At 72.4% G+C, this 26,253-nt stretch carries 20 protein-coding genes and 1 pseudogene; 2 read left to right on the top strand and 19 right to left on the bottom strand.

All coding sequences use genetic code 11. The annotated features are described in order from the left end of the window. Position 1 precedes the first annotated feature (1 nt). The 14 genes from MB828_RS05990 to MB828_RS05925 all read right to left on the bottom strand — a co-directional run bounded on the left by MB828_RS05990 (position 2) and on the right by MB828_RS05925 (position 19,872). Positions 2 to 649 (bottom strand): PIG-L deacetylase family protein, encoded by a 648-nt coding sequence (locus tag MB828_RS05990; RefSeq protein WP_301647238.1) that lies wholly within the window; start codon positions 647 to 649, stop codon positions 2 to 4. Further along, positions 646 to 1,431 carry a glucose-1-phosphate cytidylyltransferase gene (locus MB828_RS05985; protein WP_133023068.1) on the bottom strand — a complete coding sequence of 262 codons (786 nt, stop codon included), beginning with the start codon at positions 1,429 to 1,431 and terminating at the stop codon, positions 646 to 648. Before MB828_RS05985 ends, MB828_RS05990 begins: the two co-directional genes overlap by 4 nt. Continuing rightward, entirely contained in the window at positions 1,428 to 2,663 is a 1,236-nt protein-coding gene (locus MB828_RS05980; protein WP_301647237.1) for a class I SAM-dependent methyltransferase, read from the bottom strand. Before MB828_RS05980 ends, MB828_RS05985 begins: the two co-directional genes overlap by 4 nt. Beyond that, on the bottom strand, positions 2,660 to 3,901 hold the full coding sequence (locus MB828_RS05975; protein ID WP_301647236.1) for a glycosyltransferase: 1,242 nt from the start codon (positions 3,899 to 3,901) through the stop codon (positions 2,660 to 2,662). Before MB828_RS05975 ends, MB828_RS05980 begins: the two co-directional genes overlap by 4 nt. 2 nt (positions 3,902 to 3,903) lie before the next feature. Continuing rightward, positions 3,904 to 5,160, bottom strand: coding sequence for an O-antigen ligase domain-containing protein (locus MB828_RS05970; protein WP_301647235.1), 1,257 nt, complete (start codon positions 5,158 to 5,160; stop codon positions 3,904 to 3,906). 1 nt (position 5,161) lies between these two features. Then, the gene (locus tag MB828_RS05965) at positions 5,162 to 6,703 is read right to left on the bottom strand and encodes a right-handed parallel beta-helix repeat-containing protein (protein ID WP_301647234.1); all 1,542 of its coding nucleotides are present in this window, start codon (positions 6,701 to 6,703) and stop codon (positions 5,162 to 5,164) included. Positions 6,704 to 6,713: 10 nt separating this feature from the next. Beyond that, on the bottom strand, positions 6,714 to 8,702 hold the full coding sequence (locus MB828_RS05960) for a heparinase II/III family protein (protein ID WP_301647233.1): 1,989 nt from the start codon (positions 8,700 to 8,702) through the stop codon (positions 6,714 to 6,716). After that, positions 8,699 to 10,888, bottom strand: coding sequence for a bi-domain-containing oxidoreductase (locus MB828_RS05955; protein ID WP_301647232.1), 2,190 nt, complete (start codon positions 10,886 to 10,888; stop codon positions 8,699 to 8,701). Before MB828_RS05955 ends, MB828_RS05960 begins: the two co-directional genes overlap by 4 nt. A gap of 17 nt (positions 10,889 to 10,905) precedes the next feature. Beyond that, the gene (gene asnB / locus MB828_RS05950; protein WP_301647231.1) at positions 10,906 to 12,840 is read right to left on the bottom strand and encodes an asparagine synthase (glutamine-hydrolyzing); all 1,935 of its coding nucleotides are present in this window, start codon (positions 12,838 to 12,840) and stop codon (positions 10,906 to 10,908) included. A 3-nt stretch (positions 12,841 to 12,843) separates the two neighbouring features. Next, complete coding sequence (locus MB828_RS05945) at positions 12,844 to 14,376, bottom strand: Wzz/FepE/Etk N-terminal domain-containing protein (RefSeq protein WP_301647230.1); 1,533 nt, start codon at positions 14,374 to 14,376, stop codon at positions 12,844 to 12,846. Further along, positions 14,373 to 15,743 carry a Wzz/FepE/Etk N-terminal domain-containing protein gene (locus MB828_RS05940; protein ID WP_301647229.1) on the bottom strand — a complete coding sequence of 457 codons (1,371 nt, stop codon included), beginning with the start codon at positions 15,741 to 15,743 and terminating at the stop codon, positions 14,373 to 14,375. Before MB828_RS05940 ends, MB828_RS05945 begins: the two co-directional genes overlap by 4 nt. Further along, the gene (locus MB828_RS05935) at positions 15,740 to 17,005 is read right to left on the bottom strand and encodes a glycosyltransferase family 4 protein (RefSeq protein WP_301647228.1); all 1,266 of its coding nucleotides are present in this window, start codon (positions 17,003 to 17,005) and stop codon (positions 15,740 to 15,742) included. Before MB828_RS05935 ends, MB828_RS05940 begins: the two co-directional genes overlap by 4 nt. Beyond that, positions 16,995 to 18,320 (bottom strand): nucleotide sugar dehydrogenase, encoded by a 1,326-nt coding sequence (locus tag MB828_RS05930; protein WP_301647227.1) that lies wholly within the window; start codon positions 18,318 to 18,320, stop codon positions 16,995 to 16,997. The genes MB828_RS05935 and MB828_RS05930 overlap by 11 nt, the downstream gene beginning before the upstream one ends. 73 nt (positions 18,321 to 18,393) lie before the next feature. Continuing rightward, a complete protein-coding gene (locus MB828_RS05925) occupies positions 18,394 to 19,872 on the bottom strand; it encodes a sugar transferase (protein ID WP_301647226.1) in 1,479 nt (492 codons plus the stop codon). A 1,030-nt stretch (positions 19,873 to 20,902) separates the two neighbouring features. On the opposite strand from MB828_RS05925, the gene MB828_RS05920 reads away from it, so the two are divergent. After that, positions 20,903 to 21,565 carry a transglycosylase SLT domain-containing protein gene (locus MB828_RS05920; RefSeq protein WP_301647225.1) on the top strand — a complete coding sequence of 221 codons (663 nt, stop codon included), beginning with the start codon at positions 20,903 to 20,905 and terminating at the stop codon, positions 21,563 to 21,565. Positions 21,566 to 21,597: 32 nt separating this feature from the next. On the opposite strand, the gene MB828_RS05915 is transcribed toward MB828_RS05920, so the two are convergent. The 5 genes and pseudogenes from MB828_RS05915 to MB828_RS05895 form a co-directional block, all read right to left on the bottom strand. Beyond that, complete coding sequence (locus tag MB828_RS05915) at positions 21,598 to 22,809, bottom strand: cytochrome P450 (protein ID WP_301647224.1); 1,212 nt, start codon at positions 22,807 to 22,809, stop codon at positions 21,598 to 21,600. 127 nt (positions 22,810 to 22,936) lie between these two features. Then, a pseudogene (locus MB828_RS05910) lies at positions 22,937 to 23,359 on the bottom strand (OsmC family protein); the annotation flags it as partial. Between the two features lie 27 nt (positions 23,360 to 23,386). Beyond that, positions 23,387 to 24,121: a hypothetical protein gene (locus MB828_RS05905; protein WP_301647223.1), complete on the bottom strand. Its 735-nt coding sequence runs from the start codon at positions 24,119 to 24,121 to the stop codon at positions 23,387 to 23,389. A 141-nt stretch (positions 24,122 to 24,262) separates the two neighbouring features. After that, positions 24,263 to 24,616: a nuclear transport factor 2 family protein gene (locus tag MB828_RS05900; RefSeq protein ID WP_301647222.1), complete on the bottom strand. Its 354-nt coding sequence runs from the start codon at positions 24,614 to 24,616 to the stop codon at positions 24,263 to 24,265. 59 nt (positions 24,617 to 24,675) lie between these two features. Beyond that, a complete protein-coding gene (locus MB828_RS05895) occupies positions 24,676 to 25,422 on the bottom strand; it encodes an SDR family NAD(P)-dependent oxidoreductase (protein WP_133023051.1) in 747 nt (248 codons plus the stop codon). Between the two features lie 119 nt (positions 25,423 to 25,541). Here MB828_RS05895 and MB828_RS05890 point away from each other — a divergent pair, with 119 nt between their 5' ends. Further along, a complete protein-coding gene (locus MB828_RS05890) occupies positions 25,542 to 26,156 on the top strand; it encodes a TetR/AcrR family transcriptional regulator (RefSeq protein WP_301647270.1) in 615 nt (204 codons plus the stop codon). Positions 26,157 to 26,253: the final 97 nt, after the last annotated feature.

The raw sequence follows: 26,253 nt of genomic DNA, 5'->3' as shown, positions 1-26,253 counted from the left end.
TTCAACCCCCCAGGTTGAGCTTGAGTTTGGTGACGGCGAACGCTTCGGCGTATCGCTCGTGGCATTCGATGCCGCGGATCCGCGCGAGGCCGAGGAAGGCCTCGCGGTCGTACCAGGGCCGGTGCCGCTGCGAGGCGTAGTGCTCCTGCAGCAGCCGCACCTTCTCCTCGGCGACCTCGGTGGACAGCGGCTGGTAGGCCGCCATGCGGCCGAGGTCACCGTCCCACTTGACGATCTCGTAGCCGAGCACGAGGTGGTCGCGGAAGGCGGTGGGTATCAGCCGCGCCAGGCCGCGGTGGTCCTGGTGGGCGTCGTCGGTGCGCGGGGCCAGGATCAGGTCCGGGTCGGTCCGCGCGCGCAGTTCCTCGACCGCGGCCTTCGCCTCGTCCCAGTGCACGGGCATCCGGCCGTCCGGCAGTTTGAGCACGGTCAGCCGCAGGTCGGCGCCCGGGCAGAAGGCGGCGAGCGCGGCCCGCTCCTCCTGCTCGCGTTCGGTGCCGCCGCCGGAGAGCACCAGCGCGTCGACCCGGAGGCCGGGCCGTGCGAGGCACAGGGCGAGCAGCGTGCCGCCGGCGCCGATCGCGATGTCGTCGCAGTGGGCCCCCACCGCGACGATCGCGTCCGGGGACCCGGCCCCGAGTCGGATCACGCGCGCACCCCCTGCTCCCACACGGCCCACGGGCGGTCGCCCCGGGCGTAGTCGGCGTCGAGCGCGGCGCGTTCCTTCACGGTGTCGGTCGGCTTCCAGAAGCCGCGGTGCTGGTGGGCCACCAGTCTGCCGCGCTTGGCCAGTTGGGCGCAGCCGTCGGCGACCAGGTCGCCGTTCTCCGGGATGTGGTCGAAGATCTCCTGGCGGAGCACGAAGTAACCGCCGTTCTCCCACAGGGGCAGTTCGCTCACCGCGGTGATGCCGCCCACCAGGCCGTCCTCACCCAGCTCCACGCAGTGGAAGGAGGACTGGGGCGGTACCACCATCATCGACGCGCCTGCGTCACGCGCGGCGAACCGGTCGATCATCTCCGGCAGCGGGGCGTCGGTGAGGACGTCGGCGTAGTTGGCGAGGAACATCTCGTCGCCGTCGAGGTGGTGGCGCACGCGGCGCAGCCGCTCCCCGATCGGTGACTCGATCCCGGTCCCCGCGAACGTGATCGTCCAGTCGGAGATGTCGGTGGACAGCAGCTCGGTCCGCCCGCCTCTGAGCACGAAGTCGTTGGACGTCGTCTCCTCGTAGTTGAGGAAGAAGTCCTTGATGTGGTGGGCGCCGTAGCCGAGGCACAGGATGAACTCGGTGTGCCCGAAGTGCGCGTAGTAGCGCATGACGTGCCAGATCAACGGGCGCGGTCCGACCATCGCCATCGGCTTGGGCACGTCGTCGGAGGTGCCGTTGCGCATCCGCATCCCGTAACCGCCGCAGAACAGGACGACCTTCACGACTTCACCTCGACAATGCTCAGTTCCGGGATGGGGAAGACGAGCCGGCCGCCCCACTCGTGCACGAAGGCCAGCTGCTCGACGAGTTCGGCCCGCAGGTTCCACGGGAGGACGAGGACGTAGTCCGGCTTGTCGGCGGCTATCCGCTCGGGTGCCAGGATCGGAATGCGGGTCCCGGGGGTGAACCTGCCGTGTTTGTAGGGGTTGCGGTCGACCGTGTACGCGAGCAGGTCGGGGCGGATGCCGCAGTGGTTGAGCAGGGTGTTGCCCTTGCCCGGGGCGCCGTAGCCGACGACCGTCGCACCGCGTTCGGCCGCCTCGACGAGGAACTTGAGCAGGTCCCGGCGCACCTTGGCCACCCGGGCGGAGAACTCGGTGTACCCGGACAGCTCCTGGAGCCCGGCGGCCTTCTCCCGGTCCAGTACGTCGGCCACCCGCCTGGTCGGCTCGCCGGCCGCCTCGGCCGGCCGCGCCCACAGCCTGATGGAGCCTCCGTGGGTCGGCAGCAGCTCGACGTCCACGAGGGCGAGTCCGCCGCTGGCCAGGGCCCGGATCGCGGACGCGACCGTGTAGTACTGGAAGTGCTCGTGGTAGATCGTGTCGTACTGGTTGTCCTCGATCAGGGTCAGCAGGTGCTGCACCTCGATGGAGACCCAGCCGTCGTCGGCGACCAGGGCGCGCAGCCCCTTGGTGAACCCGACCACGTCGGGGATGTGCGCGTACACGTTGTTGGCGACGACCAGGTCCGCCGGGCCGTGCTCGGCGCGGACGGCGGCGCCGGTGTCCGGGGAGAGGAACTCCGTGAGCGTGGGCACCCCCGCCTCGCGTGCCGCGGCGCCGACGTTCACGGACGGCTCGATGCCGAGGCAGCGGATCCCCTGGTCCACCACGTGCCTCAGCAGGTACCCGTCGTTGCTCGCCACCTCGACCACGAACGCGTCCGGGCCGAGGGGCAGCCGCTCCACCGCGCCGGCGACGAACGTGCGCGCGTGCTCCACCCAGGAGGTCGAGTAGGAGGAGAAGTAGGCGTACTCCTTGAACGTCTCCTCCGGCGTGATCAGCGGCGGCAGCTGCGCGAGCCAGCAGTCGGTGCAGACCCGCAGGTGCAGCGGGTACGCCGGCTCCGGCTCGTCCAGTTGGTCCGCGGCGAGAAAGCTCTCACACGGCGGCGTCGCCCCGAGGTCGACGACGCTCGCCATGGCTTCCGAGCCGCAGAGTCGGCATCGTGTCATCTGCTGTCCCCATCCCCCCTGCCCGCGCGGGCTTCCCCGTCGCGGGCCTGTGCTGACCGACCCGCGATCGCGGTGCGGTACTCCTCTTCCAGGCGCGCCAGGCCGACGGCCGGGCTGAAGCCCCGCTCGTAGCGCCGGCGGGCCGCCCGGCCCAGCTCCCGGCCCAGGGCCGGGTCGGCCGCGATCCGGCGTATGCGGGACGCGAGCGAGGCGGACTCGCCCGGCCGGTGCAGCAGCCCGGTGACCCCGTCCTCGACGAGTTCGACGAAGGCGCCGTGACCGGCGGCGACGGTCGGCACCCCGGCCGCCATCGCCTCCACGACCACCAGGCCGAACGCCTCCAGCCAGGTCGAGGGCGCCACCACGGCGACCGATCCGGCGACGGCCTTGCGGCACCCCGCCGTGTCCAGCAGGCCGGCGTAGCGCACGTCGTCCCGGCCCGCCGCCCAGTCGGTCACCTCGCGCTCCAGCGGCCCGGTGCCGGCGATCACGAGCGGCACGCCCACCCCGCCGCTCGCCGCGAGCTCGTCCCAGGCGGTCATGAGCAGCCGTACGCCCTTGGCCTCGGCGAGCCGGCCGAGATAGAGCACGTGCTCGCCCTCGCCTTCGCGGCACAGGCCCGGGTCGGGCACGAAGTTGTGCTTCACCGCCAGCCGCTCGGCCGGCATGCCGGACCGCACCAGGACGTCACGCTGGGCCGCCGAGATGCACAGGAACCGCTCCACACCGGACCACCAGCGCCGCCGGTTGGCCGACAGGCTGACCGCGAGCGGCACCGTCGCGAGGCGGGAGCCCCGGTAGCAGCCGTGCCGGACGGCGGGCAGGGGTGTGGAGCCGACGCACTCGGTGCACGGCCGGCCGTCCCGTTGCAGCGTGCCGGGCGGGCAGACCTGGGTGTAGTTGTGCAGCGTGGCGACGGCGGGCACCCCGGCGTCGGCGCACGCGGCGAGCACCGCGGGCGACAGCAGCGGGAAGACGTTGTGGACATGGACGACGTCCGGCCGCTCGGTGCGCAGCCGGGCGGCGAGTTCCGTGCGGACCGCCGGGTTCCACGGCACGAGGAGCGGCACCGCGACCTTGCCGAGGAGGGACCGGCCGGCGATGTCGTCGCTGCGCCGCTCGAACACCTCGACCCGGTGGCCGGCCGCGCGCAGCAGCTCCACCTCCTGGTCGACGACCTTGTTCTCGCCGCTCGGCTGCGCCGAGCCGTAGCGGTTGTGCACCACGAGGACGTGCATGGTCAGGTCACCTCCGATCGTCTGGGCGGTTCGGGCGCCGAGGGCGGCGCGGGCGCGGCGGGCGCCGCCAGCAGCGAGGCGGCGAGGGCGAGATGCAGCAGGTACGGCGAGGCGTCACCGAGACCGGCCTCGGTGTACGAGGCGATCGCGCAGTAGCCGATCAGGAAGATGGCGCAGGCCCGCTGGAGCGACGGGGGCCGCAGCAGCGCGACGGCGCCCAGTACGACGATGACCACCGCGACGAGGGTCACGCCGACCAGGCCCTGCTCGTTGTAGACGGCGAGCCAGCTGTTGTCGATGGGCAGGCCGCCGAACGACTTGTCGCCCAGGCCCACGCCGAGCAGCTGCTCCGAGGTCGACCGGGGCGCGGCCAGCAGGGCGTCCCAGACCTTGGCCCGGCCGGTGAGGCTGGAGAAGTTCTCCTTGCTCTGTCCGCGCAGGAACCAGGTCTGCAGGGCGGACGCGAACCCCACCGCGGCCACCGCGCCGCACAGCACCGCCCAGGTGAAGAAGCGGCGGGCGGCCGCGCTGGTCAGGAGGAGCGAGCCGATGGCCAGTGCCAGCCCGAGGAACAGGCCGAGCGTGGCCGTCCGGGTGTGGGTCAGCGCGAGCAGCACGAAGGACGGCACGATGACCACCACGGCGCTCGTCCTGTCGGTCCGGCCGCCCAGCAGGAGCAGCACGGTGAGTCCGATGATCACCGCCGCGTACTGTCCGATCTGCGGCGGGGTGAGCGGCCACAACGCGCCGACCAGGCGGCCGCCGTACAGGTCGGGCAGGGCCGCGCCCGGCGAGACCACGAGGCCGGCGGCCACCGATCCGAGTACCGCGAAGTACGCCCGGATGTGGTGCCGGACGAAGGTCAGGCTGCCGTCCCACCAGCGGCTGAGCAGCCACAGGGTCCCGATGAAGAGGGCCAGCCGGAAGCAGCGGAACAGCGCGCCGAACCCGGACTCCAGGTTCGCGCTGGAGATCACGCTCGACACCAGCAGCAGGGTGAGCAGCAGCAGATAGGCGCTGGGCCGGATGCGCAGCCGGAGGTTGACCGCGAGCGCCAGCGCGAACGCGGCGACCAGGGCGCCCATGGTGACCATCTGGATGAGGGAGCGGGGCAGCGGGACGATGGTCTTCGCCCCCGCGGAGCCGAGGGTGTTGAGGACCAGCAGTCCCCAGACGGCGCCGACGATCCGCGGTGTGCCGGCCGGTGCCGGTCCGGCGCCGGGCCGCGCGCCCGTCCGGGTGTTCAGCTGGCTGTCCATCTCAACCACCCGCCCTGGAACGGAGTGTGCTGCCCGCGTCCTGTCGGTAGTCCGTGCCCTGCCAGTCGTCGAAGTCGAGGACCCGGCTCGGGTCGTAGGCGACGAACTGCCACGGTCCGAGGTAGACGTTGTCGTGCCAGTGGTTGTCCTGTCGGTGGGTGATCGCCTCGGCTACCTTCTCGCCCTTGTACGGCGACCAGTCGGGATAGGTTCCGTAGTTGGACAGCACCGCCATGCGGTCGCACAGCTGCGTGCACTGGATCACGGACTTGTCGAGCACGAAGCGGTTGTCGTGGATGTCCACCCGCTGGGTCTTCCACCGGCAGTCGAAGTAGAGCGGCGCCCTGGCGATCGCCGGTTCCGTGCAACGGTCGGTGTTCTTCACGAGCAGCGTGCAGTCACCGGAGGAGGTGTTGGCCGGGCTGTTGCAGAAGCGGTCGGCGTTCTCCCACAGGGTGATCCCGGACCAGTTGTTCTCCAGCACGTTCCGGTAGATCTCGATCTTGTCGGTACGGGCTTCGACGCGTGGTTCGCCGCCGGACTCGGACAGGTAGACGGCCGCGTACGGGAAGTTGTCGCCGCGGTCGGCGTACCTGCGGCCCTCGACCCAGTTGTTCCGCCGGATCGTGTTGTTCCGGATGATCGCGTTGTAGCTGGTCTCGTAGATCAGCGCGGCACCGGCGTTGGCGTCCAGCACGTTGTTCTCGACCAGGAAGTCGTTGTTGTCGGTGTCCGCCCACAACCCGGCTCCGTGGTTGTCGTGCACCCAGTTGCCGCGGATGTCCGCGCCGTCGACGGCCCAGAACTTGATGCCTCCGGTGCAGCCGCAGCCCTGCTGCCGGCGTTCCCAGTCGTCGGTGTTGTTGCCCACGATCTCGTTGTCCTCGACCACCAGGTCACGGATGCCGCCGCCGCCCTTGTAGGCGTTCATCCCGTACTGACCGTTGTCGCGCAGGCAGTTGGCGCGCACCCGCTGGTGGGCACCGGCCATCAGCCCGGCCCCGGAGTTGTCCTGGATCGTGGTGTGCTCGATCACCCAGCCGTCGGCCGAGTCGTGGTTGACCACGCCCTCGTTCTGCGGTGCGACGAAGTGCTGCACGGTCAGGTAGCGGATGGTGACGTCGCGAGCGGTGCCCGCGAACGCGTACTGGTTCTTCTTCCGGCCGTCGAGCACCGCGCCGGGCGCGCCGAGGTAGCGGTCCCCCTTCTTGGGGACGACCTGGGCGTAGCGGTCCGGGGCGAGCCGGTGGGTGCCCGGCCGGAGCCAGAAGGTGGTGTTCGCCGGGCTGCTCCTGGTCTTCGCCGCCAGGTCGCCGACGACCGCGGGGTCGACCGTCACCGCGCCCGCCGGTGCCTTCGCCGGTCCGGCCGCCGGGTCGGCGCACACCCGGGCCACGGCACGGGCCGCGGACGTGGACGTGGACGGTGCGGCGGTCGGCCGCGCCGCCGGGGCGTCCGGCGTGCCGTCGCAGCCGGTCGCCGTCAGCAGGGCCAGCGTCAGCGGCGCCGCCGCCCACGCCCAGGGCCCTCTCTTGATCCGCACGCGCCTCTCCCTAGCCGCCGAACCTGAGCACGGTGGTGAAGCCGCCCGCGCCGCCCGGGCCGTCCGCGCCGCCCGCGCCGCCCGCGGCACCGGTGCCCGTGCCGGTGCCCGTGCCCGTGCCGACCAGCGTCGTGGTGGGTTCCTTGCGCCCGAATCCCGCGGAGTACCAGCCCAGCGGCGGCTCGGTCTCGCCGCGATGTGCCCGCCAGGACAGCTGTCCCGGCAGGTCGAGCACGGCCGAGCGGTCCTCGCCGTCCCGGGTCCAGGTGAGCCGTGCCCGGCTCCCCACCAGCTCTGCGGTGACGGCCGGCCCGAGGTGGAACGCCAGGCGCACCTGCCGGCGCGGGCCGCGCACCTCGTCCACGATCGTCAACTCCTGGGTCTCCGAAGCCAGTTCCACCCGCCGGCGGTGCACGGAGCCCGGGTAGCCGTCGTGCTCGGCGCTCCAGCGGGCCGGGGCGGCCTCCAGGACCCGGCTCCGCGCGTGCCGGGTCCACAGGAACGGGCCGCCGGAGACGGACTGGTCGCCGCCGTCCAGTTGCAGGGTGTTGTGGCCGAGGGTGGAACGGAAGTACCGCCGCCACTCGGGCTGTCCGTGGTAGCAGTACGTCCCCGGGTCGGCGAGCACGTCGACCCCGTCGTGCCGGACCTCCACGGACAGCGCGTCCGCGTGGGCGTGCGCGGCGATGGACAGGAAGCCGTGCGGACCGCCGTCGCAGCGGCACCAGATCCCGCCCGGGCCGCGCAGGATCGTCATGCCCGCGTCGGCGAAGTGCGCGGGCCGGTCCGCCGGGCGGCGCACGGACGGCGCCACGGGTTCGATGAGCGCGGCCAGCAGCGTGGTGCGCACGTCGGTGCCGGTCACCGCCGGCCACCAGTCGAGCCGGCCGAACACGGCGTCGCCGGTGGCCAGCAGCGAGCCCCAGCGGTCGGTGCCCGCGCCGTCCACGACCAGACCGTGCCCGTCGTCCGCGTCGCCCTGGCGCGGCGGCCGCAGCCGGCTGTCCACGACGGCCGCGAGCGCGTCGGTCATCCGCAGCAGCACCAGGCGGACCGACGCGGGCACCGGTACGCCGGCGGCGTCCGCCTCGGCCACGGCGGCCAGGCCGAGTTCGAGGACGAGTCCGTGGTACTCGGTGGCCAGCTCGCGGTTGAGCCCGGAGAGGTAGGTGTTGGCGCGCAGGTTCCGGTCCAGCGACCGCAGCGCGTCGGCCCGCCAGCGTCCCGACGTGGGGAACCAGTCGAACGCGCAGGCCGCGGCGAACTGCCCGGCGCTCTCGGCGATGACGTGGTTGTTCGCTGAGGACCCCCGGCTGGGGAAGGCCGCCAGCCAGCGCTGGTGGTGCCAGATCTGGTGCACCGCCACGGGGTTGTCCTCGAACAGCGCGGCCGCGCCGGACCAGCCGTCCAGCAGCCGGCGGATCCACACCCAGGACAGCAGCCGGATGCCCAGCTCGATACCGCTGAGCCAGTGGACGCCCCGCAGCGGCGGGTTCGCCCGCCACCACGACCGCAGGTGCCCGGCCACGCGCACGGCGTACCGCTCGTCCTCGGTGACCGCGTAGGCGGCGGCGAGCACAGTGAGGTACTGGTGCCGGGACGGCTCCCAGATCTGCTTGATGTCCCCGACCGCGTCCTCGCTCCGGTACGGCACGTCGAAGGCGTAGCCCGCGGGAGCCCGGCGGCCGGTCTTCGGGTCGAGCCACCAGTCCGGGTCGGTCAGGTCGTCGCGGACCACCCCGAAGAACTCGGCGTGCCCGTCCATGAGCCGGTCCGCCTCCGCGACGAGACGTTTCGCGGCGTCGGGAGGCAGGGCGGCGATCGTCCCGGCGGGCAGTACCGCGGTGAACCGGGCCCCGGTCACGTTCGGGCAGTGCGGCCGGGCGGTCCGCCACCGGCGTCTGCGCAGCGTGTCGCCGGCCCGGCCCACGACCTCCGCCGGCCCCATGGCGGACAGCCGCCGCAGGTACCAGCCCGCACTCCCCGAGCTCACGGTCATCGGGCCCGCTCCAACGTCACCGGCGCGCCGGCGGCGAGGGCGCTCCGCACGGCGAGGGTCGCCGCCGTGGTCGCGACCAGCGACTCCAGCGGCACCGGCATCGGCCCGCCGGTGCGCACGGCCTTGACGAACGCGGCCAGTTCGGCGTTCTGGCCCTTGTCGCGGGCCTTGGGCAGCCGTGAACTGACCCACCGCTTCGGGCCGTACACCGAGGCACGGACGAAGTCGTCGAGCCGCAGCACCTTGCCGTCCGCGACCAGGTCCAGCGTCTCCTTGGGGAAGCCGGGCGCGCCGGTGGTGACGTAGCTGAGGGTGGCCGTCGACCCGTCCGGGTAGCGCAGTACGACCTGAAGGTCGTCGTTGCCGGCCGCGGCGACCGCGTAGACGGAGACCGGGTCGGCGTCGAGCAGCCAGCTCGCCGTGTCGACGAAGTGGCCGCCCTCGCCCTCGAACCGTGAGCCCTCGGTGCCCTGGCGGAGGTACCAGCTGCCCTGCTGGAGCCGGCCCGCGTTGACCAGGTAGCGCAGGCTCGCCGGACCGGTGCGGACGCCGAGGCGCTTCTTGGCCTCCGTCAGCAGCGGTGCGAACCGGCGGTTGAAGCCCACCTGGAGCCGGTCGTTGCCGGACTCCTCCACCGCCGCGAGGACGCCCGCCAGTTCGTCCTCGGTGAGGGCCAGCGGCTTCTCCACGAACACCGTCTTGCCGGCCAGCAGCGCCTTGCGGGTCAGTTCGGCGTGCGAGCTGTGCCGGGTGACCACGAACACCGCGTCGATCGACTTGTCGCCGAGCACGGTGTCGAGGTCGGTGGTCGCCTCGGCGAAGCCGAACTTCCGCTGCGCGTTGGCCGCGGAGAGCGCCGTCGTGGTGACGACCGTCGACAGCTCGACGCCCTCGCGCCGTGCCAGGTGCGGCAGCAGCATCGACGTCGCGTAGTTCCCGGCGCCCACGAACGCCAGCTTCACCGGCGTCCCGGTGGCGCGGGCCGGAGCCGGCTTCGCCCGCACGGCGGGCACGGCCAGCACGAGTTCCGCCGCCTCCCGCTCCTCGCCCGTGTCCCGCGTCGGCTCCGGGTACCGGAACAGGACGGCCACGGCCTTCAGTTCGCCGTCCTTCAGACGCCGGTACGTGTCGACCGCGTCGTCGAAGTCGGCGACGTGGGAGACCAGCGGCTCCACGTCGACGCGGCCGCGGGCGACCAGGTCCAGGAAGCACGCGAGGTTGCGGCGCTCGGTCCAGCGCACGTAGCCGATCGGGTAGTCGCGTCCCTCCAGCTCGTACTCCGGGTCGTAGCGGCCGGGGCCGTACGACCGCGAGAACCGGACGTCGAGCTCCTTCTCGTAGTACGCGTTCCACGGCAGGTCCAGGCGGCACTTGCCGATGTCGACGACCCGGCCGCGGTCGCGGCAGAGCCGGGCGGCCAGCTCGACGGGCTGGTTGCTGCCGCCGCCCGCCGCCAGGTACACCTGGTCCACGCCGTGCCCGTCGGTGAGTTCGGCGACGGCGGCCTCCAGGGCCGCGGACGCCGGGTCGTCGCAGGCCACGGCGCCCAGCCGGGCGGCGAGTTCGCAGCGCGCCGGGTCGGGGTCGGCGCCGACGACACGCACTCCGGCGGCGGTGAGGAGCTGGACCACCAGCTGTCCGATCAGGCCGAGCCCGATGACCAGAGCCACCTCGCCGAGTTGCGGCTCGCCCTGGCGGACGCCCTGCATCGCGATCGACCCGACGGTGCCGAAGGCGGCGTGGCGGGGCGCGAGGCCGTCCGGCACCGGGGTGTAGAGGTTCTTCGGTACCCAGTTCAACTCGGCGTGCAGCGCATGCTCGTTGCCGGCGCAGGCCACGAGGTCGCCGGCCTTCACGTCGTCGACGCCGGCGCCGACCTGTTCGACCACCCCGCACAGCGAGTAGCCCAGCGGTGTGTAGGAGTCCAGCTTGCCCATCACCTTGCGGTAGGTGGCGGGCACCCCGTTGGTGGCCACGCTCTGCATCACCTTGGCCACCTGGTCCGGCCGGGAGCGGGCCTTGCCCAGCATCGACATGCCGGCCTCGGACACCTTCATCAGCTCGGTGCCGGTGGAGATCAGCGAGTAGGCGCTGCGGACCAGCACACCGCCCGGCTTGCACCCCGGTACCGGAACGTCGAGCACCGCCAGCTCGCCGCTCTTGTAGTTCTGTACAACCTGTTTCACCGGAACTCCCCTGATTCCTAAGCCGTTTGCCGAGTGCTCTGGCCGGACCCAGAGGTCGCGTCGCGATACCAGTACTCGAGGGTCAGTACGTGCCACAGATGCTTGGAGAAGTCCTGCTGTCCGGCGGCGTCCTCGGCGACCATGCGGGCGAGCGCGTCACGGCGCAGGAAGCCGGAACGGACCAGCTCGCCGTCGTTGACCACCTCGCGCACCAGCGGTGCCAGGTCCCGGCTCATCCAGGCCCGCAACGGGGCGCTGAACAGGCCCTTGGGCCGGTACACGATCTCCCGGGGCAGGATCGAGGTGGCCGCCTCCTTGAGGACGGCCTTGCCCTGTCGCCCGACGATCTTGCGGTCGCCGGGCACGGCGAACGCCGCCTTGACCACCTCGACGTCCACGTACGGCACGCGTACCTCGGTCGAGGCGGCCATGCTGGAGCGGTCCGTGTACGTGAGGTTCAGGCCGGGCAGGAACATCCGGGCGTCGGTCAGGCACATGCGGTTGACGAAGTCGTCGAGGTCGTTGTCCCCGTAGACGTCGGCGTGCTCGGTCAGCACGTCGTCGACCGTCCCGGCCAGGTCCGGATCGAGCAGGGCCAGCAGCTCGTCCTGGTCGTACATGGTGTAGCTGCGCCGGAAGGCGGTCTCCTCCGGCAGGTCGGCGAAGGAGAGGAAGCGCTTCGCGAAGCGCACGGAGCGGTACCCACGGCGGCTCGTCGCGACCGGCAGCCGGTCCACGGCCCCGGACACCCCGCGCCTGAGGGGCCGCGGGACCCGCTGGTAGCGCAGCGCGATCAGGTTGGCCAGGTGTTTGCGGTACCCGGCGAACAGCTCGTCCGCGCCCATCCCGGAGAGCATCACCTTGACCCCGGCCTCCCGTGCGGCCATGCAGATGAGGTAGGTGTTGATCGCGGCGGGGTCGCCGATCGGCTCGTCCAGGTGGTACGTCATCCGCGGCAGCAGGTCGAGCACGTCCGGCGCGATCTCGATCTCGTGCAGGTCGACCCCGAACCGCTCGGCGACCTGCCGGGCGTAGCGCAGGTCGTCCGGCATCGCCTCGAACCTGGCGTCCTCGGCGCGGAACCCGATCGTGTAGGCGGAGATGCCCGGCTGGTGCCGGGCCGCCAGCGCGGTCAGGTAGCTGGAGTCGAGGCCGCCGGAGAGGAAGGTCGCCACGGGTACGTCGGAGAGCAGGTGCCGCCGGGTCGACTCCTCGACGACGGCGGCCAGGTCCGGCCCCTCGCCGGCCAGGGCCCGTTCCCGGCCCTCGGCGGCGACGTCCTTCAGGTTCCAGAAGCTGCCGCGTTCCACCCGGCCGTCGGGCCGGCACCGCAGCCAGCTCCCCGGCGGCAGCTTCTCCGCCTCGCGGAACGCGCACCGGGAGTCCGGCACCCAGTAGTACAGCAGCGACGCCACCAGGGCCGCGTCGTCCACCTCCAGCTTGCCGCCGGTGGCGACGGCGAGCGCCTTGAGTTCGGAGGCGAACACCAGGCCCCCGCCGCGCCGGAGCAGGAACAGCGGCTTGATGCCGAGCTGGTCGCGGGCGAGCACCAGCTCACCGGTGCGTTCGTCGAAGACGCCGAACGCGAACATGCCGCGCAGCCGGGGCAGGCAGTCGGTGCCCCAGCGCCGCCAGGCCTCCAGGAGCACCTCGGTGTCGGAGGTGCCGCGGAAGCGCACCCCGCCGGCCGCCAGCTCGGCACGCAGCTCGGGCGCGTTGTACAGCTCGCCGTTGTACGTCAGGACGAGACCGTCCGAGACCATCGGCTGCGCGCCGGTGTCGGACAGGTCGATGATGGCCAGGCGGCGGTGTCCGAGGTTCACCTCGCCGTCGCCCGCGGGGTGGCTGTAGCGCCCCGCCCCGTCCGGGCCGCGGTGGGCCAGGGTGTCGGTGAGGCGGTCGGTGACGGCCTTGCCGTCCGGCCATCGGTAAGTGCCTGCGATGCCACACATGTGCTACCGCGCCTCCTGGTCGTTGTCCGGGCCCCGGGCGGCCCACACCGGCTGCCGCTCAGCCCGTCGCCGGCCCGTCCCCGGCTCCGGCTCCGGCTGCCGGGGCGGCCGCTCGCTGCGGCCGCGCAGCGCGGTGCCCAGTCCGTCCCACAGGGTGCCGTCGGTGCGGTCCCGGGGGTCGGGGTCGATCAGCACCACACCGATCACCGGGATGTGCTGGTCGGCGAGTTGCCGTGCCACGGTGTGCAGCCATGCGGCGCTGCCGTGCCCGGCGCGCACCACGAGCACGGTCCGGGTGCCGAGGTACTGGAGGTCGGTCCAGGCCGTTCCGGGCGCCACCGAGCCGACGCCGATCCGCCGCTCCTGGGGCGACAGGGCCGCGGCACGTTCGGCGCCGACCACCGTCGGGTCTCCCGGCTTCTGGCGGCGGCCCGAGAGCTGCGGGCGGGGCAGGGCGTCGATGACGGTCACCGGCCCCTCCGCCGCGACGGCCCTGGCGAGGTCGAGGGCGATCGCGCCCGTGCTGCGCGCGCAGCCCAGTTCCAGCAGTGACACCGGTTCCGCGGAGCCGCGCGTGGTGCGGGCCAGGGTCGCGGTGAGCCGTTCGCGGGTCAGCCGGATGCGTCGCCGCCGCCACGGCCTGCCCGACCTGCGGGGCAGCTCCGCGATGACCGAGGCGCCCAGGTTCGCCGCGATGTCCCGGCGCAGCACGGGGCGGTCCGCCACCACCGTGCCGACCGCGGCCAGCGCGAGCCCGAGGACGAGTCCGAGGACGAACCCGATCACGGCGTCCGTGACGAGGGCCTTGGGCAGGGAGTGCCGCACCGCCCGCGGGGCGTCCACGATCTGGGTGCCGGCGACGACCTGGGGGGTGCCGGTCCGGGCGTCCGCGGCGCGCTCGTCGAAGTCGGCGATGCGCGAGTTGAGTTCGGCGCGGCGGGCGAAGAGCGACTCCAGGGCGGCCGACGCCTTCGGGTCGCTGTCCGCCGACTGGCCGCCGATCTCCTTGTTGACCTGGGCGAGTTCCTCCCGCATGCGGTCACGCTGGTCGAGCAGCGCCTTGGCCTCGGCCTGCGCGGTCTCCCGCATCCGCTGCACGTGGTCCGTGACGAACGCGTCGGCCAGTGCCTTGGCGCGGGCCACCGCCTGGGCGTCGCTGTCGCCCGTGACGGTGATCTCCAGCAGGTTGTTGGTCAGGCCGGTACCCCGGTAGTCCTGCATGAAGTCCTCGGGTTTCTCCGAAGACCTGAGGGACTTCAGGGCCTTGTCGGCGATCTGCGTGGTCCCCAGCAGCTGGACGTCGGTGCGGATCAGGGTTCCGGTGTCGTTCGGCTGGTCCTCCGCGTGCGCGACCAGCACCTTGGTCGTGGCGGTCGGGGACGGCGGCATCAGCACGGCCAGCGCGGCGCCGATCAGCAGGCCGACGAGCGCCATGGCGCACCAGAGGCGGCGGCGCCTGCGCACCGACACCACCAGTGCCTGGAGGTCGAGAAGCGGAGCGGCGGGCGACGGCTCCGCGGGCGTGCTCGTGGTCACACCGCACCTCCCGTCGCCTGGCCGGGCACCGCGAGGGCGAGGGTGGCGTCGTCCGGCGGGGGGCCGGCGGACCGGGTGTCGCGGGCGTGGACCGTGTCGGCGAGGACGATGCCCAGCACCTCGTGGCCGCCGTCCGCACAGGCCTCGGCGATGCCGGCGAGTTCCTCGGCGGTCCAGTTGCCCGCGCTGAGGACGACCAGGGCGCCGGACTCGGTGTCGCGGTCCGGCACGATCGGCCGGTCCACGGAGACCTCCACCACCCGCAGCTGCGGATCGCTCCTGGCCTCGGCGGCGAGCAGTCCGGCGGCCCGGCGGGCGGCCTCGTCGCCGTCCGGTACGACCGCCAGCAGCCGTCGGGGGGCGGGCAGTTGGTCCCGGAGGCGGGCACACACCCGCCGGTAGCGGAGCCGGCGGCCTGCCTCGTCGTCGGACCGCGGCGGGGCCGGCAGGTCCCACCGGCTGTCGGTGCCGAGGAGCCGGCGGAGCCGGGCGCGCGCGCCACCGGCTCCCGGCCGGCGCGCGCCGCGCTTCTCGCCGGGCACCTCGACGGTGCCCAGCAGCGCCGAGCCCAGCGCCGCGGCGATCTCGGGTTCGGTACGCAGCCGGCGGTTCGTCCGGGCGGCGGCGAGATGGCCGACGACCGCGAGCAGGAAGAACAGCGCCGCTCCCGCGAGGACGAGCTGGAGCCGGGTGGGCGGTGCCTCGCCGGTCGGCCGGGCCGCGGGTCCCATGACGACCATGCCGGCCTTGTTGTTCGCCGGGTCGGCCTCGTCCAGCTTCGTCATGGCCTCCTCCAGCGAGGTGCTGAGCTTCTCCAGCTCCGTCCGGGCCTGCACGCCCTCCACGGTCTGTCCCGGATCGGCCGCGTTGGCCAGGTCGGTGATGCGGCGGTTGGTCTCCTCGACCTGGTTGCGCAGTGACTGGGCCTCCGTGGCCGCCGCGGAGTCGGTGCCGCCGCCCGCGATCCGCGAGGCGAACTTCACGAACTGCGCGGCCACCTGGTCGGAGAGCTGCTGGGCGCGTTTCGGGGTGTCGGCGGTGCCCGAGATCTTGATGATGTTGCCGTCGGCGGCCGCGGCGGCCACCTGGTCCTGGAGCTCGGCGCCGTCGACGCCCTTCCAGTCGAGCGCCGCGGCCGCCCGGTCGACCACCGTCGAACTGGTCGCGATGTCGACCTGCGTCAGCAGTTCGCGTTCTTCCCACTGCCCCGGCAGCAGGACCGACGCCGACGTCGTGTACCGCGGCGGGAACACCACGGACGCGCCGTAGCCGACGAGTGCGCCCACGACGGCGAGGACGGCGAGCAGCCGCCAGCGCCGACGGAATATCCGGCCTATGGTGACCAGACGTATCGATTCCTCGCTCAACTGCGCTGCCTCTTCCCTGTTCGTGCATGTTCGACCGCCGACACCGGGGTGTGGTCACGGCAGGCGGCGGTATAGGCGGCGAGCAGCGCTGCTTGCGAGTTCTGCCAGGAGAGCGGCCCGCCGACCCGCTCCTGGCCGATCTTGCCCATCCGGGCCCGCCGGTCCGGGTCGTCCATGAGCAGCGCGACGAGCGCGGCGAACTCGGCCTCGTCGTCGGCGGGCGCGTAGACGGCGGCCTCACCGGCGGAGACCCGCGCCTCCTTCAGGTCGAAGGAGACGATCGGCCGGCCCATCGCCATGTACTCGAGGACCTTGTTCATGGTCGACACGTCGTTGAGCGGATTGCGCGGGTCGGGGGAGAGACAGACGTCCGCGGTGGACAGGTAGCGCACCAGGTCGGCGTCCGGAACGCGTCCGGTGAACTGCACCTGGTCGTCGAGCCCGAGCCGCCGGGACAGCTCCACCATCGCGTCGAAGGCGTCGCCGGAGCCGACGAACACCGCGTGCCAGTCGGTCCGCCCGAGCTCGTCGCGGAGTTTCGCGAGGGCCCGCAGGGCATAGTCGACGCCGTCCTGGGGGCCCATGACGCCCAGGTAGCAGAGCAGATGGGGCTTGCCGCGCTTCAGTTCAGGCTCGGCCGGCACCGGCTGGAACCGGTCGGTCGCGGGCGCGCTGCGTACCACGAAGACGTCCTCGGGCCGCCGGCCGCCACGGCGTATCGCGACCTCGCGGTAGCTCTCGTTGGTGGCGAGGACGATGTCCGCGGCCCGGTAGGTCCGCCGCTCCAGGGCGCACACGGCCCGGTAGAGCAGGTCCTCGCCGCGGCCGAACCGGGAGAGGTAGAGCTCGGGTACCAGGTCGTGCTGGTCGAAGACGAACCGCGCGCCGCGCCGCTTGAGCCACAGCGCCGGCAGGAAGAGCAGGTCGGGCGGGTTGCAGGCGTGGACCACGTCGACCGGGCCGACCTTGCGGGCCAGCCGGGCCGTGTGCCAGAGCGCCGATCCGTACTCCTTCAGGTAGCCGGCCGGCCCTCCGGTGGCCGCGCGCAGCGGGTAGCGGTGGATCCGCACCCCGTCGATCTCCGCCTCCGGCTCGGTGTCGCGCTTGCTGCCCTGCGGGCAGATGACGTCCACCGTCCAGCCCGCGTCGCGCAGTGTCGTGCACTCCTGCCACACCCGCCGGTCGAACGGCACCGACAGGTTCTCCACCAGGATCAGCGCGCGCCGGCCGGAGCCGCCGCCGCCTGTCGCGTCACCAGGCAAGGCCCACGTACCCCGGTTCGGTCCGGCGCGTCTCGGCGTCGGGAAGGCGGACGAGGTCGACGATCACGGGTCCTTCGCCGTGGGGCAGCGCCGACAGCACCGCCGGGTCCTTCGTCCCGACCAGGCACACCTCGGCGTGTTCGAGCACCTCGTCGACGGAGTCGGCGAGCAGCTGCGCGAGGTGCGGCAGCCGGGTCTCGATGTATTCGCGGTTGGCGCCGATGAGCCGGGAGAGGCTGACGTTGGCGTCGTGGATCCTGATGTCGTACCCCTTGCCGAACAGCCGCTCCGCCAGCTCGACCAGCGGGCTTTCGCGGAGGTCGTCGGTGCCGGGTTTGAAGGACAGCCCGAACAGGCCGACCCGGCGTTTGCCGGTGCGCTCGACCAGGTCCACCGCGCGCTGGAGATGGTCGGCGTTGGAGGTCAGCACGTGGGCGAGGATGGGTACGGAGACGTCGGCGCGCTGTGCCGCGTGGACCAGGCTGCGCAGGTCCTTGGGCAGGCAGGAACCGCCGAAGGCGAAGCCGGGACGCAGGTAGGCGGGGCTGATGTTCAGCTTGCGGTCGGCCAGGAACACGTCCATCACCTGGTGCGAGTCGACGCCGAGCGCCTGGCACACCGCGCCCAGCTCGTTCGCGAAGCCGATCTTGAGGCCGTGGAACGCGTTGTCCGCGTACTTGATCGCCTCGGCCGTCGGGACCGGCACCCGGAACACCTCGCCGGGCAGGCCGTCGTACAGCTTCAGCAGCGTGTCGCCACTGGCCGGGTCGAGTTCGCCGATGACGGTCTTGGGCGGGTCGAAGAAGTCCCGCACGCTCGTGCCCTCGCGCAGGAACTCCGGGTTGACGGCGACCCCGAAGTCCACCCCGGCGGTGCCGCCGGTGTGCTTCTCCAGGATCGGCACCAGCAGGTTCAGGCAGGTGCCCGGGAGCATGGTGCTGCGGAACACGACGGTGTGCCGTCCGCCCTGCCCCGCCTTCTCGGCGAGCGCGGTGCCGATCTGCTCGGTGACCCGCTCCAGGTAGGTGGTGCACAGGCTGCCGTTGGGTTCCGACGGGGTGCCCACGCAGATCAGCGACACCTCGCTGCCCATGACCGCTTCGCGGACGTCGCCGGTGGCGCGCAGGGCTCCAGTCCGCACGCCCTCGGCGACGAGGTCGCCGATACGTTCCTCCACCACCGGGGACCGGCCGTCGTTGACCAGGTCGACCTTCACCTGGTTGACGTCCACCCCGATGACGTCGTGCCCCATGCCGGCCAGGCACGCGGCTGATACGCAGCCCACGTAGCCGAGCCCGAAGACGCTGACTCTCATGTTCCGTCCCTCCCCCCAGGCAGGCCCTTGTGGCCTGCGGTCCGCGCGCCGGCCGGCCGGCGCCCCCCGAGCATCAGTAGGCCCCCTGTCCGTGGAGCACCGCGCGCATGGTCTTCCACAAGATCACCGTGTCGAGGGCGAGCGACCAGTCCTCCACGTACCGCAGGTCGAGGCGGACCGCCTCCTCCCACGGCAGGTCGCTGCGTCCGCTGATCTGCCACAGGCCGGTGAGGCCGGGCTTGACCAGCAGCCGCCGCCGGATGTCCGGGTCGTACGCGGCGCACTCCTCCGGCAGCGGCGGCCGCGGGCCGACCAGCGACATCGCTCCGGCCAACACGTTGAACAGCTGCGGGAGTTCGTCGATGGAGTACCGGCGCAGCACTCCCCCGACCCGGGTGACCCGTGGGTCCCGGCGGACCTTGAACAGCAGTCCCGCGCCCTCGTCGCGGTCGGCGAGCTCGGTACGGGCCCGGTGCGCCCCGGCGACCATGGTCCGGAACTTGAGAATCGTGAACTCCCGGCCGTCCTTGCCGACCCGGCGCTGGCGGTAGAAGGCGCCCCCCTTGCTGTCCGCCAGCACGAGCAGTGCGACGAAGACCATCAGCGGTGCGAACAACATCAGCAGGACCGCCGCGCCGACCCGGTCGACGACCTCCTTGATCGCCCGGCGGCCTCCGGTGAAGGTCGGCAGGCTGACCCGCAGCAGCGGGATCCCGAGCACCGCGTCGACGTGCAGCCGCGGACCGGCCACCTCCATCAGCACCGGGGCGACGACCATCTCGGCGTCGCTGCCTTCGAGGTTCCAGGCCAGCCGTTGCAGCCGGTCCGGCGTCCAGTGCGGGTCCGGCGTGACCGCGACGACGCGGTAGCCGTCGTGCCGGACGTGCTTGGCGACGTCCGTCAGGCGGCCGACGACCGGCACGCCCTCGAGTTCGTCACCTTCGAGCCCGCGGCCGTCCGGCGTGCACACCGCCTCCACCCGCCAGCCGATGTGCGGGAACTTGCGGGTCCGGGTGATCAGGTCGCACACGGTGGCGGGGCTGCCGGCGGCGAGCACCGGTCTCAGGCAGCGCCCTTCCTTCCGCCGTCTGTGCAGGCACAGGCGCAGCAGATACCGCGCGGTCATGGTGACGAGCGCGATCGCGGGGATCGCGACGAAGATCCAGAGCTTGATGTTGCGCGAGGTGAGGGCGATCCCGCCGAGCGCCAGGACGACGGTCGCCGCGAACAGTGAGCGGCCGAGCCGCCGGAACTCCTCGGCACCCTGGCCGAGTACGGCCGGCGCCCAGGACCGGCCCACGGCGAGCGATCCCAGCACCAGCAGTTCGGTGCCGAACGCGAGGATCCCCCATTTCTCGTGCCAGTTGGCCGCGTCCCTGGCCCCGAAGAACTCTCCTATCCCCGCCACCACGAAGGCAGTGGCCAGGGTGTCGCTGACGATGACGGTACGGCGGTACCGCTGCTCCCACTCGATCGCCGGCCCGCTGCTGATCCCTTTCGCCAGGCGCCCTCGCGCCGGCGGAAAAGGGCCGACTAGTCCCCCCTGCCGCACAGAAACCCCCCGGTCCCCAGTGGTTCGACATGGTGCCCTGACACGGTTCCTCTCCGGGAGGCCCCCGCCTCCCGCACGCTTCCGCCCTGCGGAAGGCCCCCCGGCTCCCCGCGCCGCACTGTTCTTCCCGCGGACGGCCCCCGCCCTCCGCGTACGACATCCCGGCTGCTTCAGCGCTTCCCGACCGGACCCGCCCGTTGCCCGCGGCGGACCCGCATGCCTCCCTGGCTCTCGAAACACCTCCGGAACCCGTCGCGGCCCTGGATGCTCCCCGCATCCGAAGCCCCTCCCGGGCCCCGGGAGTTGATCACCCTCACGTCCGACGCCGGAGACGCGGCTACCGGTCCTCCGTACCGAAGGACCCATAGATCATCATTTGTCGCCCCGTGTCCCAGCATGCGAAGCACGGTCAATCTAGACCATCAACGCCCGTATGAAGAGGGGGGTGTGTGGAATTTGTGGTCATGATTTGAAGTCTGGTCAACAGCCGGCGACCGCCCACGCGTCCTCCGGCGACGCACGACGCACCCTGTGACCTTCGGTGACTCGAGGTCACCGGGCTGTCGGCAGCCGCGTCCACGAGCCGAGTCCGCTCCGCCAACTGACCGACATACACCCCCTGTTCGGCCGATTCTTGCCGGTGAAAACGGGGCGGCGGTCACGACGGCCGGCAGGCGGCGGGCGCCCGTCCGGGATCATGGAGAGGACAGCCGCCGAGCGGACGCGGGTCCGGCCACAGCTCCACAGTCGATCGAGAACGGCCCCGCTCCGCACATCTGCCACACATTTGCCGCGCCTTAGCGGCGCATTCGCGGCCCATGCTCCGAACCGAAACGATCACTGAAGGACAGCGCCGTCGCCTCGGCACGGCGCCGCCCTGTCGCTGCCGTGTGAGCATCCACACTTCCTCCGCGATTGCGCGGGCCGGGCAGGCGCGCAAGAGTATGCCAACTGTGTTGCCCGGCAAGCCGGATGCTTCCATCGTTCACCACGCAGCGTGGGGTGACACGGGTGAAGAGGAGGGACGCGCGTGAGCCGTATGTCAGTCCGGGGACTCGCGGTCGTCTCCGCCACCGCGGTCACCGCTGTCGGCAGCGTCGCCGGTGTCGCCTCGGCCAGCAGCACGGACACCGGTGCCGGTGAGGCGCCGACGGCCGATGCCACCCTCCTCCAGGACATCCCCGTCGGGCAGCAGGCCCGGGTGCAGACCGCGTCCGTGACACAGCAGGCCGAGGCCATGGCCGTGCAGGCGGACGTGAGCGCCAGGAAGACGGCCGAGCGCACCGCCCGGGCGGCGGCGGCCAGGGCGGCCGAGGCCAAGCAGGCCGACGCCAGGAAGCGGGCGGCGGCCAAGGCCGCGGCCGGCGATCCCACGGCCGGCTTCGCGGTGCAGAGCTCCTACACCGTGGCGCAGCTCAAGGCGATGGCCGCGCAGATCGTGGGAAGCGGCCAGTTCCAGTGCTTCAGCAACATCGTGGACCACGAGTCCACCTGGAACTACCTGGCGGTCAACCCCTCCTCCGGCGCCTACGGCCTCGTGCAGGCGCTGCCCGGCTCGAAGATGGCCTCCGTGGCCGCCGACTGGCAGACCAACCCGGCGACCCAGATCAAGTGGGGCCTCAACTACATGAACACCACCTACGGCAGCCCCTGCCAGGCCTGGGCCTTCTGGCAGGTCCACCACGCGTACTGACGCGCACGCCCGCCGGCCGGCGACCCCTACGTTCAGGCCGGCGTGTCCCACCGCACGTGCAGGGCGGCCGGCTTTCGGAAGACCAGGCCGTACGGCGCGGCGGGCCGGGCCGGGTCGAGGCGCAGCCCGGGAAGGCGTTCGAGCAGGCGCTGGAGGGCGACACGGGTCTCCAGGCGGGCCAGGTGCGCGGCGACGCAGTGGTGCGGCCCGTGGGCGAAGGCCAGTTGGAGGCGGGCCTCGGCACGGCGGACGTCGAAACGGTCCGGGTCGGAGAAGACCGCCGGGTCACGGTTGGCGCCCGTCAGGGAGACGCTGACGAGGTCGCCGCGGCGGACGGCGGCCGGGCCGAGCACGGTGTCGCGGGTGGCGTAGCGGTCCACCACCGCCGCGCCGGGCTCGAGGCGCAGGGACTCCTCGACGGCTCCGTCGAGGAGACCGGGGTCGGCCTGTACCAGGGCGAGTTGGCCGGGGTCGCCGAGCAGGTGGAGCAGGGCGTTGGTGATCATCGCCTCGGTCGTCTCGATGCCGCCGAACATCATGACCGCCGCGTTGGACGCCACTTCGGCCGCGTCCAGCCGCCCGGCGGCGGAGACGAGGAGCGAGGCGGCGTCCCGGTCGGCCACGGTGGCCTCGACGGCGGCCCGCAGCTCCGCGTACGCGGCGGGACCCGCCGGGCCCGCGGCCAGCCCCTGCGTGATGTCCGAGACGGACCGGACGATCGCGTCGTACCAGGCCAGCACCGTGTCGGTGGTCGTACCCACCAGACCGAGGGCCTCGGTGACGACGGACACGGCGAGGGGTCCGGCGAAGGTGCGGCGCAGTTCGGCGGCGCCCGCCGGTTCCAGGGCGGTGATGAGCCGGTCGGTCTCGCGTTCTATGAAGTCCGCGAAGCCGTCGTGCACCCTGCGGGGCCGGAAGGGAGCGGCGAAGGGCTCCCGGTGCCGGGCGTGCTCGGCGCCGTCCAGGGACAGCATGCTGGGCCCGACGACCTGCGCGGTGGTGAAGCGGGGGTCGTCGACGGTGAAGGTGACGGAGTCCCGCATCACGTCGAGCGCGAGGTCGCGGCGGGTGACCAGCCAGCCGTTCAGTTCGGGCAGCCACGACACCGGTTCGTGGGCGCGCAGCCGGGCCAGGCGCGGGTGCGGGTCCCGGGCGAGTTCGGCGAGCGTGGTCGAGGCGCCGAGGGGGAACGCGACGGCGGTGCTCGGCGCGCCGTCCGTCCGGGACGAGGGGAAACCGTTCACGCGCCATCGTAACCACGGCACTTCGACCGCCCGGTCAGCGGCCGCCCGGCCGGTGCTCGGCGGGCCCGTCCGTGACCGGCCCGTGCTCGGCGGTCCCGTCCCGGGCGGGATCGTCTCCGGCGGGCCGGTCCTCGATCGACACGGTGACCGGTGTCCCCGCCTCGATCGTGCGGCTGACGGTGCAGAGCCGGTCGTGGGAGACGGTGACCGCCCGGGGCAGGATGGCACGGGCGCGGTCGCCCGAGGCGCCGTCCGGGAAGGCGACGTGGAAGCGGACCGCGAGGTCGGTCAGGCGGTTCCCGTCCTCGTCGGTGACCTTGTGGCCGCTGACGGTGACCGTGAAGGCGGTCGGTTCGGTGTGGCGGCTGGTGGCGACGTCGACGTCGGCCACCGTGCAGCCGCCGATCGCGGCAAGCAGCAGCTCCACCGGGGTGAACTCGGTGCCCTCGCCGGTACCGAAGGCGATCGTGCCGCCACGGGGGTTCGTCGCGGTGTAGCGGCCGGTGGCGGTGCGCTGGACCGTCACGAGCCGCGAGGTGTCTTCGCTCATGCCCAAGAACCTAGGACACCCCTGCCGTCAGTGCAGAATGTTGACGGCCCGGGCCACCACCAGGACCACCGTCACCAGGGAGACCGAGGACTGCAGCATCATGAGCATCTTGGCCCAGCGCGACAGCGGCATCACGTCGGTCGGGCTGAAGGCCGTGGAGTTGGTGAAGGACAGGTACAGGTAGTCCAGGAAGGCCGGTTCCCAGTCCGCCGGCGCGATCTCGGGGCTCTGCATCTGCACGAAGAGGAAGTCCGCGTACTGGTGGCGGCCGCGCACCCGCTCCATCGGCCCGCCGCGGTCCCACTCCCAGTACCAGAGGGCGAACACGATGACGTTCGTCAGCCAGATGCCGCCGCCGGTCAGCAGCAGCGGCCCGGCGTCCTCACCCTCGGTGCCGTTCACGAGGCCCACCACCAGCCGGGCCGCCGCCCAGCCGTTGGCGAGGCTGATCAGGCCCATCAGGGCCAGCCCCACCAGGCGCAGCCACCGGGTACGGGGCTCCACCCGGCGGGGGTTGCCGGCGATCAGGCCGGCCAGCAGCGCGATCTCCAGGGCCGGCAGGACCCAGTACGGCTGGAGGGCGAGCCGGTGCGGCAGCATGAGCTGGATGGCCACGGCGACCAGGATGACGGCGGTCACGGCCCACCGCGGCTCGCCGTGGGTGGCCCTGCGCCACGCGGGCACGACGTCGTGCCCGCCGGTCTCCAGCCGCCGCTCGATCCTGGCCAGCCTGTCCTCGGCGTCGCTCATACGGTCGCTCATGGCGTTCATTGTCCCGGCGCGACCGCCCGGTCCGTCGTCCGGCATGGACGTCACCGGAGACGGACCGGGGACAGGCCGGGGGCGGACCGGGGACAGGCCGGCGCAGGGCGCGGATGCGGTGGTCCGCGGGTGGTGGTGGGATCAGGCGGTGAACATGGTGAGGACGGCGGCGATCCGGCCCTCGCGGACCGTGATCACGTCGATGCCGCGCACCGCCGGTTCGCCCTCGGGACCGAAAGCCCAGGCGAGTGCTCCGTCGTGCGGTCCGGCGTAGCGGCGGCCGTCCTCGCTGAAGCCGAAGTCGGCGGGCACCTTGTCGAGCAGTGCCCGCGCCTTGTCCTCCAGGGCGTCCCAGCCCGTGGTGACGCCTTCCGGGTCGGTGAAGACGACGTCCTCGGTGTAGATCCGTTCGATCGTCTCGCGCCGGGTAGCCGCGTCACGGTTGCCGAAGACGCCGTGCAGGTTGGCGGCGAGCAGATCGGGGACGGTGTGCATGGTGCTCCTTGTGGGTTTCGGGGGGCGGGGTCGCCGGACCTCGTTCTCGCGGGGCCCGGTCAGATCTGGCTGGCACCGCCGTCGACGTAGATCTCGGCGCCGGTCATGTAGCTGCTGGCGTCGGACGCCAGGAACAGTACGGTCTCGGCGATCTCCTCGGGACGCGCCAGCCGGTTCATCGGCACGCCGGCGGCCAGGCCCTTGAGGAGCTGCTCGGCGGCCGCGGGGTCACCGGCCAGACCGCTGAGCCCCGGGGTCTCGACCGGGCCGGGGGCGATGCTGTTGACCCGGATGTTCCGGCCGACGAGTTCGGCGGCCCAGCTGCGGGTGAGGGAGCGCAGGGCGGCCTTGCTGGCGGCGTAGACGCCGAACGAGGCGGCGCCCTTCGTGTCGATGTTGGAGCTGGTCACGATGACCGAGGCGCCCGGCCTGAGCAGCGGCAGCGCCTTCTGCACGGTGAACAGGGTGCCACCGACGTTGGTGTTGAACGTGTCGGCGTAGTGCTCCCAGGTGACGTCGGGCAGGGCCGCGAAGGACCCGCCGCCGGCGTTGGCGAAGACGATGTCGAGGCCGCCGTGCTGTTCGACGGCGGCGAACAGCCGGTCGAGGTCGGCGAGGTCGGCGACGTCCGCGCGCACTCCGGTGGCACGGTCGCCGATCGAGGCCACCGCCTCGTCCAAAGCCTCCTGGCGCCGGCCGGTGAGGAAGACGTGCGCTCCCTCGGCGGCCAGCCGCCGGGCCGCGGCGAGGCCGATGCCCGAGGTGGCGCCGGTGACGAGAGCGGTCCTGCCGTCGAGCTGTCCCATGATGGTTCCTCCTGAGAAGGGTTTCTGTACCGTTCGGTACTGAAGAACGGCGTACCCGCCCCGGTTATTTCCGTACCGCTCGGTTAAAATTTTCTCGACGTCTGGGAACGGGGGTGAGCATGGCGGAGCGGGGCAGGCCCCGGGGCTTCGACGCGGACGCGGCGCTCGACCGCGCGGTGGAGGTCTTCTGGCGCCAGGGGTACGAGGGTGCGTCGCTGAGCGACCTCACCGACGCCATGGGCATCAACCGGACGAGCATGTACGCGGCGTACGGCAACAAGGAGGAGCTGTTCCGCCGTGCCGTGGCCCGGTACGCCGAGGCGGACATGGCCTATGCCCGCGAGGCGCTCACCCGGCCCACGGGGTACGCCGTCATCGCGGCCTTCCTGCACGCCAACGTCGACGCGATCACCCGTGCCGACCGTCCGGCCGGCTGCCTGTCCGTGCAGGGCGGCCTCGCCGACGGCGGCGACAACGGCCGCATCGCCGAGTTCCTCGCCGCGAGCCGCCTCGCCGGCGAACAGGCACTGGCCGACCGGCTCTCCCGCGCGGTCACGGAGGGCGACCTGCCCGCGGGCACCGATCCGGTCGCACTGGCCCGCTACGTCATGGTCGTCAGCGAGGGCAACGCCGTGCACGCGGCGGCCGGCGCGGGGCGTGCCGCGCTGCACGCCACCGTCGACATCGCCCTGCGCGCCGTCCCCGGCCACCCCGCGGCGGATGCGGACGCCTGACATCGGGGCCTCGCGAATTCCCTCAGGAACTCGCGGACACCCGCCATTTGACGAACACCCGTGACGAACACCCGCCGTTTGACGCGGATTTCAGGTT

Origin of the sequence: Streptomyces arenae, assembly GCF_022343545.1 — a bacterium.
Lineage (GTDB): Bacteria > Actinomycetota > Actinomycetes > Streptomycetales > Streptomycetaceae > Streptomyces > Streptomyces humi.
This window is presented reverse-complemented; position numbering and strand designations above follow the sequence as displayed.

Excerpts from the sequence above, each read along its gene's own strand:
- MB828_RS05900 (WP_301647222.1), bottom strand. The coding sequence starts at position 24,616 with ATGCACACCGTCCCCGATCTGCTCGCCGCCAACCTGCACGGCGTCTTC.
- MB828_RS05980 (WP_301647237.1), bottom strand. The coding sequence starts at position 2,663 with ATGACACGATGCCGACTCTGCGGCTCGGAAGCCATGGCGAGCGTCGTC.
- asnB (WP_301647231.1), bottom strand. The coding sequence starts at position 12,840 with ATGTGTGGCATCGCAGGCACTTACCGATGGCCGGACGGCAAGGCCGTC.
- MB828_RS05895 (WP_133023051.1), bottom strand. The coding sequence starts at position 25,422 with ATGGGACAGCTCGACGGCAGGACCGCTCTCGTCACCGGCGCCACCTCG.
- MB828_RS05975 (WP_301647236.1), bottom strand. The coding sequence starts at position 3,901 with ATGCACGTCCTCGTGGTGCACAACCGCTACGGCTCGGCGCAGCCGAGC.
- MB828_RS05930 (WP_301647227.1), bottom strand. The coding sequence starts at position 18,320 with ATGAGAGTCAGCGTCTTCGGGCTCGGCTACGTGGGCTGCGTATCAGCC.
- MB828_RS05960 (WP_301647233.1), bottom strand. The coding sequence starts at position 8,702 with ATGACCGTGAGCTCGGGGAGTGCGGGCTGGTACCTGCGGCGGCTGTCC.
- MB828_RS05970 (WP_301647235.1), bottom strand. The coding sequence starts at position 5,160 with ATGGACAGCCAGCTGAACACCCGGACGGGCGCGCGGCCCGGCGCCGGA.
- MB828_RS05905 (WP_301647223.1), bottom strand. The coding sequence starts at position 24,121 with ATGAGCGACCGTATGAGCGACGCCGAGGACAGGCTGGCCAGGATCGAG.
- MB828_RS05890 (WP_301647270.1), top strand. The coding sequence starts at position 25,542 with ATGGCGGAGCGGGGCAGGCCCCGGGGCTTCGACGCGGACGCGGCGCTC.